A 12,948-nucleotide genomic window follows, 5' to 3' on the forward strand; every position below is an offset into this window, starting at 1 on the left:
CCGACGGATCGCCGGTCGGACAAGATGATCTACGGTGTGTCGGTGAATGCCTTCCCACCACCGCGAATCGCGGCGAACGAACTTCGGCCCGGCCGTCATTGGTACGTCACGGCAGGCGTGATCGCCGTCGTGCTGATCGTGACGGGTGTGGTCATCGGTGCCCTCCGGATCGGCCACACGATCGACGCCGTGGACACCGACCATCGGTTCGTCGACGGCGACGTCGTCACCGTTCGGCTGGAGCCGGGAAGCGAGAAGTCCATCTGGCAGCGGGACGAGCCGTTCGGCCCGTACGCCACCCCGACGTGCGGCATCACCGGTCCGGGCGAGCCCGGTCTCACCGAACCGGTGATCGACGTGTTCCTCACCCGTAACGAGGAGTGGAATCCGCTCCACGGCATCGACGTGACGGAAGCGGGCGAGTACCGGATCACCTGTTCGTCCGAGGTGCCCACCAAGTACGCCATCGGGGACTCCGTGGGCTACTTCTCGCTGGCCGGCTGGTTGGTACTGGCCGTCGCCCTCCCCGTCTTCGGCGTCACCCTCTGCGTCGTCATCGTCCTCGTCACCGCCTTCCGTCGCCGGCGCCATCGCAAGCGGCTCCTCGCCGAACGCCACGGCTCCGGTGGGGGCAACCCCGCGCACGCCGGTCCGAGCAGCGCCGGCGCCGGCGTACGGTGAGACCCGCCCCGCATCCCGAGGGCGAGCCGGCCCACCGGGCCACGGACGCCCTCGACCTGCGGCGGGATGCCGGCGGGCCACCAGGGCGGACGCATCGACGACCCCGCAGCGTGCGGCCACGGTTCCGCGTCGGCCCTTGACCCTCACGTGGCGTCAGGCCGCATAGTCGGTGCCGTGGAAGATCACTGGACCGTGGGGCGCGTGGCCGAGTTGGCCGACGTGAGCGTCCGCACGCTGCATCACTACGACGAGATCGGGCTCGTGCGCCCGTCGGCGCGGACCGCGGGTGGGTACCGCGCCTACTCGGCGGACGACGTCGAGCGGCTGCGGGAGGCGCTGGCCTACCGGCGGCTGGGCTTCGGTCTGCGGGAGGTCGCGGAACTGGTCGGCGACCCGACCGCCGACGCGGTCGCGCACCTGCGCCGACTGCGTGGCCTGCTGCTGGAGCGGCGTGATCGTGCCGGCGCCATGGTGGCGGCCATCGACAGGGAACTCGAGGCACGCGCGAGGGGGCTCAAGGTGACACCGGAGGAGCAGTTGGGGATGCTCGGCGCACGGCTGTACGACGCGATCGGCGGCGCCTACACGGCGACGCGGCGCACCGATCCGCGGATCGCCGCGCAGATCACGGACGCGCTGGGGGACGCGCGGACGGTACTGAACGTCGGGGCCGGCACCGGCTCCTACGAGCCTGCCGACCGCGAGGTGATCGCGGTGGAGCCGTCGAAGGTCATGCGGCGCCGGCGGCCCGCCGGCTCGGCGCCGTGCGTGGCCGCCGCCGCGGAGAGCCTGCCGTTCGAGGACCGCTCCTTCGACGTCGCCATGGCCGTCTCCACCGTTCACCACTGGGCGGACCCGATGGCGGGGCTGCGCGAGATGCGGCGCGTGGCCCGCCGCGTGGTGGTGCTGACGTTCGACACCGACGAGGCCGGATGGCAGGACCGGTTCTGGCTCACCCGCGACTACCTGCCCGAGTTCGCCGGCATCCTCGCGGGATTCCCCTCACTCGCGGGGATGGCCGACGCGATCGGCGCCCGCGTCGAGCCGGTGCCCGTTCCGTGGGACTGTGCGGACGGCCTGTTCGAGGCGTACTGGCGCCGCCCGGAGGCCTATCTGGAGGAGCACGTCCGCCGCGCGATGTCGGTGTGGACGAGGGTCGGGCCCGACGCCGAGCAGCGGGCGGTGCGGAGCCTCCGCGAAGACCTCGACTCCGGCCGGTGGGCCGAGCGCAACAGCGACCTCGCCCACCTCGACACGGCAGACCTCGGCCTCCGCCTGCTCACGGCCTGAACGGGGCACCGCTACGGTCCGGAACGGCCCTGGGTACTCCTCGTGGCCGTCCGCGGGCGCGTCTGGATCGCGGAAGCGACGCACGCCTCGGCCGGGGTCGCCGGAACTTGTCCGGCAAGACCGGAGAGGCCCGCGCAGCCGGCGAACCGGGCGCTCATCGTGGTGCGCGAGGCGCCGAGGCTGGGGAATCCCCTCGGCCGTGCCGCGGCGAGAAAGTTGACTCGGTGTTGGGGCGTGCGGCAACAGGTGTCGCTTCACACCCCAACTCGGTCATACGCCTACTGCGCTTGGCGGAGGGAGCCGATGATTACGCCGTCACGCTCCCGCCGCCATGCGGTCCAGCCGTCAGCCTGCGACCCGGCTGCGGCGACGGCTGCCCCTGACGGAGTTCGATAGGGCTTGCCCTGGAACGACAGCCAGCCGTTGGACAGCACCGTTGCCTCGTGTCGCACCCCGAGGCGAGGGCGGGACCAGTAGAGCACCTCGCCGACCCTCAGATCGCCGGTCTCGATCATTGGCGAGAGCCCTCCCGGAGTCGTCTGCGTTGCGGGGCTGGTCGTGCCTCCTACCGGACTGATGTCGATGTGCACGTCGTCGCCGACTGTCCTGGTCTCCACGGTGACGCCGGGAATGGCAACACGGATGATCACACTCAACAGACCCTCCCAGGTTTGCAAATCTCTCTCTTCTGAGAAGCTACTCCTTGCGGGAGGTCTTCGCAACAGGCTTTGGGAAACGGGTAGTTCCTGACCACTACGCCGCCCCGAGCGGGGCCGCGCGAATTCGTGTGACAGCGGTGAACCGCTCCACGATCATGGGCCGATGACCATCGAACCGGGCCTCCTCAGCCTGAGCATCGTGTGCCCACCGCCCGGATGTGGACCGTGGGGAAACGCATGACCGTGGACACTATGGATCTCATGCACCGACTCGCCACGCTCTCCCAGGCCGAACGAAGCCGGCTCGTCGCCGGATTCATCGACGACGCCTTCGAAGGTGGTCCTCACGCCAACCCCGAATTCGTGACCCTGATGCGATCCGCCGTGCCCGAGCTCCCCGACGATCCCACGCCCGAACAGATCGAGGCCTGGGTGGAACTCGCCGGACTCTGCCAGGACGCGGACTTCCGTGCCGCGATCCGCCGCACGGCCGAGGACCAGGCGCAGGAACCTTCTCGGCAGGACGTCACCGCACTGCACGACGCCCTCGACCAGGCGATGCGCGAACGGATCGCCGAGGCCGTGTCCGTCGGCCTCCGCCCAGGACGCTTCCCTTGCCGACCTGCTGGGCGACCTCTACGCCGACGCATTCGAGCGGGCCGACGAGGACGATCTGCGCCGTTGGCTCCTCGCCCGCCTGCGGACGACCGCCGACCCGCGGGCGGAGCGCTACTGGCAGCTCCTGGCAACGATCAACGGATGGCCCACGTCTCCCACGCTCGCGCCCGTCCACTCCTGGTTCACCGCCGCCTTCGCCAAGAGCGGGGAAGACCACCACGAAGACCACCACGAAGGACTGATCCGATGAGGACGCGCGAGTTGAGGTTCGGCCTGTACGCGGACGAGCAGGGACTGGCATGGGTCAGGCGACTCGTTGAGGACGCGGCAGGCCCCCGGAGCGCCCGGATCATCGGCGAGACCGTCGCGCGCACCCATCCCGGCGGCGGGCCGTCGACCGCTGACGTGTACGACTTCCTGGCGGAACAATGGGCCGTGGAACATCCCGATCAGAGCAGCGGCGCACGGCAGCCGGTCGAGCTGCGCGTCCGCTTGGCGTGTTCGCTGCGGACATGGCGGGCGGTCCGCAAGACGGTGATCAGGACGCTGTGCCCGGAGGGAACGGCCCCCCACGCCTGCCGTGTTCCGTGGATGGCCTCCTGAAAGGGGTCGCGGCGCAGCGCGGTGTGGTCGGACGGTCGGTGTGCCCCGTGGCGGCCTCCGTGGCGCCTCCGTGGTGTCAGGTGGTGGTGATGGTCTTGAGGGCGAGGGAGCGCAAGGGGCCGATCCGGCGGCGGGCTTCGCCGTGGTAGACGGCGTTCGTCAGGATGACCAGGTAGCGGCCCGCGTCCGGCTTGAGGTAGAGGCTCGTGCCGGTGAACCCGTGGTGGAAGGCGACGTCGCCCGGGGCGCACATCCAGGACAGGCCGCGGTCGAGGCCCGGCTCGATCGGGGCGAACGGGACCATGGAGGCGCGGAGCCGGCCGTGGAGGCGGCCGGCGGGGTCGACGAGGTGATCGGCGTAGCGGGCGAGGTCGCGGGCGGTGGAGAAGACGCCCGCGTGGCCCGCGACGCCGCCGAGGAGGGCGGCGTTGTCGTCGTGTGCCTGCCCCCAGATCCGCGGGGCGCCGGGGATCCGCTGCTCGGTGGGGGCGACCTGCGGGCCACGGGCGACGGGCCCGTACGTGGTGCCGGTCATGCCGAGGTCGTCCCACAGGGCGCGGGCGAGTTCGTCGAGGGGCCGGCCGTGGGTGTGGGCGAGGGCCAGGCCGAGGAGGACGTAGCCGCGGTTGAGGTACCGATGCGTGCCGGGCTCGGCTTCGAGGGGCTCGCGGCACAGGAGTTCGTGCAGGGGCTTCTCGGCGCCGCGGTAGTGGTCGAGGCGGGTGGAGGCCCTCAGCCCGGCGGTGTGGGTGAGGAGCTGCTCGATCGTGGCCTCGCCGCTGGGCGCGGGCCCGTCGATGGCGGGCAGGAACCGGCGCACCGGGGCGGTACGGGCGAGTACGTCGGCGTCGAAGGCCCGGCAGACGAGCGGCCAGGTGGCGACGACCTTCGTCAGGGACGCGACATCGTAGAGCGTGTCCGGGCCCGGGGCGGTGTCGCCGAGTTCGTCGGCGATCCGGCCGGCCCTGAGGAAGCGCGGGGGCTCGCCGAGGGTGCCCAGCGCGATGACGCCGCCGGGGGTGGCTCCGTCGGCGACGGCCCGGTCGAGGGCTTCGCGGAGGCGGGCGGTGTCGGCGGACGTGAACGGGACGAGCTGCGCCATCGGCGGGCCTCCGCGGTGGTGATGCCGGCGCCGAAGGCGCACAGGCGGGGTACGTGGGAGTCCCGTCGGGGGAGGGGAGACGCCCCCACAAGGAGAGCATCTCAGCGACGGGCCTGGCATCCCCGGCATGACGAAGTAGACCGCCCCGGTCTCCGGTTCGGCACCGAACGATGACCGCTCAGCCGGTGCATCGGGGTCGGCGTGCACCGTGGGGCGATAGAGCGGACCACGGGACGTCGGCAGGACCGGGTCGGCCTCGCTCTGCACCACGACTCGCTCGATGAGGCGCGGAGCCGGCGGGATGCCCACCTCGACGAGCTGTGGCGGATGGCCACCGCGGCGCGGTTGCTGCACCGATCGCGGACCCCGCTGTGCACCATCGCGCAGCACACGGGGTACACGTCGGAGTTCGCCTTCGCCAAAGCCTTCAAACGACACTTCGGGTCGCCGCCGGGGGCCTGCCGCAAGCAGGTCAGGACGCGGCGGCCCTTTCGCCCCTCCTCCACGTCGTGAGGGCGGTGCTCTTCCGCCTCGGCGATCAGCCGTCGACGGACCGTCACCTTACCGACACGCCTCAGCCGCAGTCCCACATGAACCGGCCCTCAAGGTGGTCGGAGCTGACGAAGACGTAGCCGCTTCCGTAGCCGAAGTTCAGGAAGAACGGATCGTCCGCCGCCTCGCCCCGGTCCTTGAACTGGCAGAGGAATCGCCAGGAGGAGTCGATGCCGGAGATCCAATGGTTGGGGTAGACGGCCTCGCCTCCCAGGAAGTCCCTGGGCCAATCCTCCTCGGGACAGTCGACGTACGGGCCCTCGCGCCGCAGATACCGGGAGGAGGCGGCTGCCTGGTCCGCCACCGCATCGAGTTCCGGGGGCAGCGGAGTCAGCTCGGTCAGCCATTCGACCGGAACCTCCGTGGCGTCCGGACCCCACCGCCACAGGGTCCTTCCCCGGGTGCCGGGGGAGCCGATCGAGGCGAAGGGCGGTATCCGCCCGTTCGGTTGGACCAGAACGACGGCCCCGCCGTCCTCCGATTCGTTGCCGCTCATCACCATGTCGTCTTCGTGCAGGAACAGGTACGCGAGGCGCACCTCGTCCCCCGGTACCCGGAACTGGGCGATGAACACCAGGGGCTCACCCGAATGCGGATCCACCGGCCAGGCCGGTTCGTCCAGCCAGACCGGTTGCCCGCCGAACTTCGACACCGGCTCGGTGACCGGCTCGGACGTGGCCCGGAAGGACATCCGCAGTCGTGGCAGGAAGCCGGCGTCGTGGTGGCCCGCGGTCCGGCCCGTCTGCTCGTAGATCATGTGTGCGACGCTACTTCACCCCACCGACGGTGCTCGCCGGGGCAGGCTCCCCCCGGTCCTGCCCGACGCGCCAACCCGACGTGGTCGGCCGTGGCCTTCAGGTCCCCGTGGGTTCCTGATCGTCGTGTTCCTGCGCCTGTGCCCAGGTGGTCGCCCATTCGTCGAGCGGACGGAGGGCGTCGCGAGCCCGTGCTGTGAAGGCAACACGAACCGGCGAGTCACTCTTTCGAGGGTCTGACCAATCCGCCGGGTGGGTGCTGCCGAATCCCGGACGTGAGCAGCTTCCGCGACACCCTCTCCCGCGCCGCACGGGGCGCCCTGGCCGGAGTTCTGGCCGCGTTCACGGCTCTGGCCGTGGCCGAGCTGGTCGCCGGGCTGGTGCGTCCGGCGGCCGGGCCCGTGACGGTCGTCGGGGGCGCGGTGATCGACCGGACGCCGGCCGCGGTGAAGGACTTCGCGATCCGGACGTTCGGCGAGAACGACAAGGCGGTCCTGGAGCTGGGGATCCTCGCGGTGCTCGCCGTCATCGCCGTCGGCCTGGGCATCCTGGCCCTGTCCCACCGGTGGGCCGGCGCCGCGGGCGTGCTGCTGTTCGGGATCGTCGGCTCCGCGGCGGCTCTCGGCCGCCCCGACTCCACCGGCATCGCCGACGCGCTGCCCTCGATCGCCGGGGCCCTCGCGGGAGCGGTCGCCCTGTACGTCCTCGCCTCGAAGGCCTTGCCCGTCCCTGCCCGGGCCGATGCCGACGGACGGGAGGACGGCAACGAGGGCTGGAGCAGGCGCGGATTCCTCGCCGCGGCCGGGGTGACCGCCGCGGCGGCCGCATCCGCCGGTGTCCTGGGCCGATTCCTGACCGGCCGCCAAGGCCAGGGCGCCGTCGCCTCCCGAGAGGCTCTCGTCCTGCCTGCGCCCGCCTCCCCGGCGCCCGCGGTCCCGGCCGGTGTCCAGCTGAAGGTCGCCGGCATCAGCCCCTTCAGCACCCCCAACCGCGACTTCTACCGCGTCGACACCGCCCTGACCGTACCGAGGGTCGATGCGGGCACCTGGCGGCTGCGCATCCACGGCAAGGGCGTCACCCGCCCCCTCACCTACACCCTCGAACAGCTCCTCGCCCGCCCCCTCATCGAACGCGACATCACCCTGACCTGCGTCTCCAACGAGGTCGGCGGCCCCTACATCGGCAACGCCCGCTGGCTCGGCGTACGCCTCGCCGACCTCCTGCGCGAAGCCGGAGTCCGGCCGCCGTCCCGTGGTGGGAAGGCCGACCAGTTGGTGGCGCGCTCGGTGGACGGCATGACCCTCGGCTCACCGGTCGAGGACGTCATGGACGGCCGCGACGCGATGCTCGCCGTCGGCATGAACGGCGAACCCCTGCCGTTCGACCACGGTTTCCCGGTCCGCATGCTCGTCCCGGGTCTGTACGGGTACGTGTCGGCCTGCAAGTGGATCACCGACATCGAGCTCACCACCTTCGACGCCTACGACCCGTACTGGGTCAAGCGCCAGTGGGCCCGCAGGGCGCCGATCAAGACGCAGGCCCGCATCGACACCCCCAAGCCCTTCGCCCGCCCCACCGCCGGCACGGTCACCGTCGCCGGAGTCGCCTGGGCACAGCGCCGCGGCATCGCCCGCGTCGAGGTACGCGTGGACGAAGGCGCGTGGCAGGACGCCGACCTGGCCCCCCAGGCGGGCGTCGACACCTGGCGCCAGTGGTCCTACCCCTGGCAGGCGACCCCCGGCGGCCACACGATCACCGTCCGCGCCACCGACGGAACCGGGACGGTGCAGACCGAACAGCGCACGCGGACCATCCCCGACGGTGCGAGCGGCCGGCACAGCGTGTTCGTCACCGTCCCCTAGACCACCGGAACGGCCCCCCCCGGGGCCGGATCCGGCAGTGCAACCAGCCCGACCAGCCCGACCAGCCATTTCGCAATCCCCGTACCACCGAACCTTCACGGAGTGGAAGATCATGAACAGCCTGAAGATCCGCCGTACCGCCATCGCCGTCACCGCCGCGGTCCTGCTGCCGTTCTCCCTGGCCGCCTGCTCCGACTCCGGCGGCGACACCAAGGCCGCCCCCTCGGCGGCCTCCGGTGACGAGGCCAAGACCGGTGGCGCCACCCCCTCGGGCGACTCGATGACCGGCGACCAGCCCTTCGGCGCGGCCTGTGCGGGCGTGCCCAAGGAGGGCGCCGGCTCCTTCGACGGCATGGCCAAGGACCCGGTCGCCACCGCCGCCTCCAACAACCCGGCCCTGTCCACCCTGGTCGCCGCCGTCAAGCAGGCCGGCCTCGTCGACACCCTCAACAACGCCAAGGACATCACCGTCTTCGCCCCGACCAACGACGCCTTCGCGAAGATCCCGAAGGCCGACCTCGACAAGGTCCTCGCCGACAAGGCCACCCTCACCAAGATCCTGACCTACCACGTCGTCGGCCAGAAGCTCACCCCCCAGCAACTGGAGAACGGCAGCTTCGAAACCCTCCAGAAGGGCATGGTCACCACCACCGGCTCCGGCGAGGCCTACAAGGTCAACGACACGTCCAACGTCGTCTGCGGCAACGTCAAGACCGCCAACGCCAACGTCTACATCGTCGACACCGTCCTCATGCCCAAGTAACCCTCACAGAACGGCACTTCCCCGATCACAGGCGGCCCCGCGTTCCTCCTCCGAGGAATGCGGGGCCGTTCGGCTTGGCCGACGTAGCCGGGTTCACGGGCGGCTCCGCGGTTCAGTCCTGACGTAGTGCCAGTGCGAGCAGACCGGGGAAGCGCGCCTCGAACTCCGTGCGCCGGAGCCGGTTGAGCCGCTTGGGCCCCGCGTCGCGCTGTTCCAGTAGCCCGGCGTCCCGCAGCACCGCGAAGTGCCTGCTCAAGGTGGCTTTGGTGACCGGCACGTCGAAGCTCCCGCAGGAGCGTTCCCAGTCCTCGGCCCCGGCCAGTTCGCGTACCAACGTGCGTCTCACGGGGTCGGCGAGCGCGAGCAGGGCGCTCTCCAGGGGAACGTCGGCCGGGTCCGTGTGGACCGGCGGGAGCCGGTGCCCGGGGCCGGGGGGTGTGTCCGCTGCCGTCATGGCCGTTCTCCGTCCTTCAGGGTGACCGTATCCCGCTGATCACCGATTGCAGAGTGTTCGATGATCTGCGTACACTCCCGAGTGTTCGTCTCGTGACGAACATTCTAGGGGTGTCCGGACGGTCCCGCGCCACCCGTCCGCCCCTGCGGACCGACCGCGCGGCCACCCACGGACCCCCCTTACGGACCACCCCCTCATCCAGCACGGAAGGACCAGCACGTGACTCGCCGTGAACCCGCCCCCGCAGCCCGGCCTGGACCCACCCTCCTCGCCGCCTGCCTGGGCTTCGTGGTCGTCATCCTCGACGTGAGCGTGGTCAACGTCGCCTCCGAAGCGCTCGGCGCCGAGTTCGGCGGCAGCCTCGCCGGCCTGGAGTGGGTGATCAACGGCTACACCCTCACCTTCGCCGCCTTCCTCCTCACTGCGGGCGCGCTCGGCGACCGCTTCGACCTCCGGCGCATCTTCGTCACCGGCTTCGCCCTCTTCGCCGTGGCCTCACTGGCCTGCGGCGCCGCCCCCACGCTCGTCACCCTCGTCATCGCCCGCATCCTCCAAGGAGTCGGCGCGGCCCTGATCGTGCCGTCCTCGCTCTCCCTGGTGAACGGCCACTTCCCCGACCCGGCCCTCCGTGCCAGGGCCGTCAGCGTCTGGGCCGCCGCGGGCGGCCTCGCACTGGCACTCGGCCCCGTCGTCGGCGGACTTCTGGTCGACACCCTCGGCTGGCGTTCGATCTTCCACGTCAACATACCCATGGCCGTCCTCGGCATCCTGCTCATCCGGCGCCACGCCCAGGCCGCCCCGCCGCGCGACCCCGAGCGACGTCGCTCGCTCGACCTGCCCGGCCAGTCGCTCGCCATCGTCGGCATCGGCGCGCTGACAGCGGCCTTCGTCGAAGCCAACGCCCGGGGTTGGGACGACGGCCTCGTCCTCACCTGCGTCCTCGTCTTCGCGGCTGCCCTCGTCGCCTTCCTCCTCGTCGAACGCCGCAGCGCGGACCCGATGCTGCCCCCGCACCTGTTCGGTCGACGGGCCTTCAGCGCCACCTCCCTCATCGGCGTCCTGCTCAACTTCGCCTTCTACGGCCTCATCTTCGTCCTCAGCCTCTTCTTCCAGCAGGCGCGGCACTACTCACCCCTCGCCACCGGACTCGCCTTCCTGCCCATGACCGGCGCCATCATGGCCGCCAATTTGGCCTGCGCCCCACTCGTCAAGAGGTTCGGCGCACGCGGCGTCCTGCTCACCGGCAACCTCCTCGCCGCCCTCGGCTACCTGGCCGTCGTCCCGGCCCTCGGATCCGACGCGTACCCGGCCGTGGTCCTCCAGTTCATCGTCGCGGGATTCGGCATCGGCCTCGTGGTCCCCGCCATGGCCAACGCCATGCTCGGCGCGGCGGACCCGGCCCACGCGGGCATCGCCTCGGGCGTCCTCAACGCCTCCCGCCAACTGGGCGGCCTGATCGGCGTCGCCGTCATGGGCCTGTTCGTCGGACGGAGCGCCACCGCGAACCTCCTGGTCGGGCTGCGCGCCGGCCTGGTGTGCGCCGCCGTCGCGCTGGGCGCCGCCGCCGTCCTGAGCGCCACCGGAATCCGCCGACTCGACCGGTGAGGTGCGCCGGCTCACCTCCCCCTTGCTTCCGCCGCGTTGGCTGGGTCCTGTTTGCTTCGCGGGTTCCCCCGGGCTTAATATCGTCACCACGACGATAACTACTCGGCGGTCCGGTCCCCGCACCCTGCGGGCGCGGACGCCCGGGGTCGCGAGTCCCCTACGGATTCAACGCACGCGAGTGCGTGGCCCACGACCGTGCCGGGTGATCGGGTCCACGACCCCGACGGTGTCGACGATGACCTCAAGGCGGAGAAGTGAGCATGTTTGCAATACCGGTCAACCCATTCGAACTCTCCGAAGAAGCGGTGGGTCGCATATCCGCCGATGACTCATGGGCCCCCATCGAGTCGGAGCTCCCGAACGTCGGTGCCAGGTTGATTCGCCACTTCCTCACTCCGGCCGAAGTGGACGTACTCACGGCCGAACTGGCTTCCCAGCCCTTCGTGCCGGTGGGTCTGGACGGCGACGCCGCCAACTACGCGGACGGAGATCCGGTCGGCCATCTCCGCGCCACGGCCGAGTCCGAAACCCTGGCGGCGGAGTTCTACCGAAGGCTTCGGACCTTCCTGTCGTCCGACGTGGGACCGGACGATCCGACGGACTCGGACGGAAAGCCCTGGAAGCCGACGGCCGTCAACCCGCGTATGCGCTTCATCACGTACGAAGGCGGCGGACTCCTCGTCCCGCATTACGACTCGCCCTACTTCGCCCCCGACGGAACGCGGACCCTCCTGACGGTCGTCGTCTACCTGTCGTACGAGGCGGTGGGCGGAGAGACCCGGTTCATCGCCGACGAGCAGAACGATCTCCCCTTCGCGGAACGCGACTTCTCGGACTGGACCCGGCCCGCGAAGCCTGAGGAAATACTGAGCACCCACCGCCCCGAACCGGGCGATGTGCTCCTCTTCTGGCATCGGACCCTTCACGACTCGGCCCCGATCGTCGAGGGCACGAAGACGATCCTCAGGACCGATGTGCTCTACGAACCCGTAGACGCGCCGTGAGCTGGGCGGCGGGCCCCGGACGCGAAGGCGAGGATCTCCGGGGCCGCCTCCCGCAGGCTGCCGAAGTGGCGGTGCACGCCCTCGACCGGCTCGGGGGTGTTGACGCCCCACACCGTCATCCCGGCGGCCAGCCCGGACCGTACCCCGGAGGGGGCGTCCTCGATGACCAGGCAGTCCTCCGGTTCGGCGCCGAGCAGTGCCGCCGCCCGCAGGTAGGGCACCGGCGACGGCTTGCCGTCCGCCACGGAGGCCGCGTCCACGACGACCTCCGGGACGGTCAGGCCCGTCCGCGCGAAGCGTCCGCGTACCCGGTGCTCGTAGTTCGAGGTCACGAGGGCCCAACTCCCGGGCTCCAGGGCGTTCAGCAGTTCCGAGGCGCCGTCGAAGGCCGCGTACGAGCCGACCCGGACGTCCTCGTCCTCCAGCTCGTGCAGGGCGGCCAGGCACTCCTGAGGGTCCCGGTCCGGGACGACCTGCGCGAACGTCTCCGTCGGCCGCGTCCGCAGCGCCACGCGGTGGACCTCGTCGGGGTCGAGCCCGTACCGCTCCGCCCACGTGCGCCAGACCAGGCGCTGATTGGCCACGGCATCCATCAACGTGCCATCGACATCGAACAGCACATACCGCTTGGCGCCGGGACGGGCGCGTTCACTGATCACGTCTCGATCATGCCATCAGGCGGGCGCCTGGGCCCCGGCGCGGACCCTCGGTGAGCGCCGCCCGCTCCCGCTGTGGAAGCAGAAGGCACCGCAGGCGGCGACGCAGAGTTCCGTCTCCTGCGCGTGCCTGCTGGAGAGCACCGGAATCCGAAGCAGTTCCAGGAAGTCGAGTTGCGGCTCGCGAAGAGCGTGGGGAGCGGTGACGGTAGGCATGGGCATCTCCTGAGACGACCGGAGGGAGGGGAAACGGACTCCTCCATCTCACCGACCTTCCTTGATCGTCCCGTCCTCCGAACGGACGAAACGGCGGACGACGCGCAGCACGGTGTTCAGGCGCGTGA

At 70.9% G+C, this 12,948-nt stretch carries 15 protein-coding genes; 9 read left to right on the plus strand and 6 right to left on the minus strand.

The window, feature by feature from the left end:
• Window positions 1-117 precede the first annotated feature (117 nt).
• Both AB0D01_RS06590 and AB0D01_RS06595 read left to right on the plus strand, forming a co-directional pair.
• Window positions 118-681, plus strand: a complete 564-nt coding sequence (locus tag AB0D01_RS06590) for a hypothetical protein (RefSeq protein WP_363053928.1) — start codon at window positions 118-120, stop codon at window positions 679-681.
• Between the two features lie 192 nt (window positions 682-873).
• On the plus strand, window positions 874-1,971 hold the full coding sequence (locus AB0D01_RS06595) for a MerR family transcriptional regulator (RefSeq protein WP_363054031.1): 1,098 nt from the start codon (window positions 874-876) through the stop codon (window positions 1,969-1,971).
• A gap of 278 nt (window positions 1,972-2,249) precedes the next feature.
• Here the strand turns inward: AB0D01_RS06595 and AB0D01_RS06600 are convergent, their stop codons facing one another.
• Window positions 2,250-2,621: a hypothetical protein gene (locus AB0D01_RS06600; RefSeq protein WP_363054032.1), complete on the minus strand. Its 372-nt coding sequence runs from the start codon at window positions 2,619-2,621 to the stop codon at window positions 2,250-2,252.
• Window positions 2,622-3,099: 478 nt separating this feature from the next.
• Between AB0D01_RS06600 and AB0D01_RS06605 the strand changes: the two genes are divergently transcribed.
• Entirely contained in the window at window positions 3,100-3,498 is a 399-nt protein-coding gene (locus tag AB0D01_RS06605; RefSeq protein ID WP_363053929.1) for a hypothetical protein, read from the plus strand.
• Window positions 3,495-3,851: a hypothetical protein gene (locus tag AB0D01_RS06610; RefSeq protein WP_363053930.1), complete on the plus strand. Its 357-nt coding sequence runs from the start codon at window positions 3,495-3,497 to the stop codon at window positions 3,849-3,851. The genes AB0D01_RS06605 and AB0D01_RS06610 overlap by 4 nt, the downstream gene beginning before the upstream one ends.
• 76 nt (window positions 3,852-3,927) lie before the next feature.
• Here AB0D01_RS06610 and AB0D01_RS06615 read toward each other — a convergent pair whose 3' ends face one another.
• Complete coding sequence (locus AB0D01_RS06615; RefSeq protein WP_363053931.1) at window positions 3,928-4,953, minus strand: serine hydrolase domain-containing protein; 1,026 nt, start codon at window positions 4,951-4,953, stop codon at window positions 3,928-3,930.
• 327 nt (window positions 4,954-5,280) lie between these two features.
• Between AB0D01_RS06615 and AB0D01_RS06620 the strand changes: the two genes are divergently transcribed.
• Window positions 5,281-5,466, plus strand: coding sequence for a helix-turn-helix domain-containing protein (locus AB0D01_RS06620; RefSeq protein ID WP_363054033.1), 186 nt, complete (start codon window positions 5,281-5,283; stop codon window positions 5,464-5,466).
• A gap of 61 nt (window positions 5,467-5,527) precedes the next feature.
• On the opposite strand, the gene AB0D01_RS06625 is transcribed toward AB0D01_RS06620, so the two are convergent.
• Window positions 5,528-6,262, minus strand: coding sequence for a hypothetical protein (locus tag AB0D01_RS06625; protein ID WP_363053932.1), 735 nt, complete (start codon window positions 6,260-6,262; stop codon window positions 5,528-5,530).
• A 264-nt stretch (window positions 6,263-6,526) separates the two neighbouring features.
• Here AB0D01_RS06625 and AB0D01_RS06630 point away from each other — a divergent pair, with 264 nt between their 5' ends.
• Both AB0D01_RS06630 and AB0D01_RS06635 read left to right on the plus strand, forming a co-directional pair.
• Window positions 6,527-8,122: a sulfite oxidase gene (locus tag AB0D01_RS06630; RefSeq protein ID WP_363054034.1), complete on the plus strand. Its 1,596-nt coding sequence runs from the start codon at window positions 6,527-6,529 to the stop codon at window positions 8,120-8,122.
• A gap of 112 nt (window positions 8,123-8,234) precedes the next feature.
• Window positions 8,235-8,885 (plus strand): fasciclin domain-containing protein, encoded by a 651-nt coding sequence (locus AB0D01_RS06635; protein WP_363053933.1) that lies wholly within the window; start codon window positions 8,235-8,237, stop codon window positions 8,883-8,885.
• A gap of 112 nt (window positions 8,886-8,997) precedes the next feature.
• On the opposite strand, the gene AB0D01_RS06640 is transcribed toward AB0D01_RS06635, so the two are convergent.
• Window positions 8,998-9,339 (minus strand): helix-turn-helix domain-containing protein, encoded by a 342-nt coding sequence (locus AB0D01_RS06640; RefSeq protein ID WP_363053934.1) that lies wholly within the window; start codon window positions 9,337-9,339, stop codon window positions 8,998-9,000.
• A 219-nt stretch (window positions 9,340-9,558) separates the two neighbouring features.
• Between AB0D01_RS06640 and AB0D01_RS06645 the strand changes: the two genes are divergently transcribed.
• Both AB0D01_RS06645 and AB0D01_RS06650 read left to right on the plus strand, forming a co-directional pair.
• On the plus strand, window positions 9,559-10,944 hold the full coding sequence (locus AB0D01_RS06645; RefSeq protein WP_363053935.1) for an MFS transporter: 1,386 nt from the start codon (window positions 9,559-9,561) through the stop codon (window positions 10,942-10,944).
• Between the two features lie 260 nt (window positions 10,945-11,204).
• The gene (locus tag AB0D01_RS06650) at window positions 11,205-11,948 is read left to right on the plus strand and encodes a 2OG-Fe(II) oxygenase (protein ID WP_363053936.1); all 744 of its coding nucleotides are present in this window, start codon (window positions 11,205-11,207) and stop codon (window positions 11,946-11,948) included.
• Here AB0D01_RS06650 and AB0D01_RS06655 read toward each other — a convergent pair.
• Both AB0D01_RS06655 and AB0D01_RS06660 read right to left on the minus strand, forming a co-directional pair.
• The gene (locus AB0D01_RS06655; protein ID WP_363053938.1) at window positions 11,924-12,607 is read right to left on the minus strand and encodes an HAD-IA family hydrolase; all 684 of its coding nucleotides are present in this window, start codon (window positions 12,605-12,607) and stop codon (window positions 11,924-11,926) included. The two genes, AB0D01_RS06650 and AB0D01_RS06655, sit on opposite strands and share 25 nt — an antisense overlap.
• 15 nt (window positions 12,608-12,622) lie before the next feature.
• Window positions 12,623-12,820, minus strand: a complete 198-nt coding sequence (locus AB0D01_RS06660; RefSeq protein ID WP_363053939.1) for a hypothetical protein — start codon at window positions 12,818-12,820, stop codon at window positions 12,623-12,625.
• Window positions 12,821-12,948: the final 128 nt, after the last annotated feature.

It is taken from the genome of Streptomyces sp. NPDC048606 (assembly GCF_040650855.1).
GTDB lineage: Bacteria > Actinomycetota > Actinomycetes > Streptomycetales > Streptomycetaceae > Streptomyces.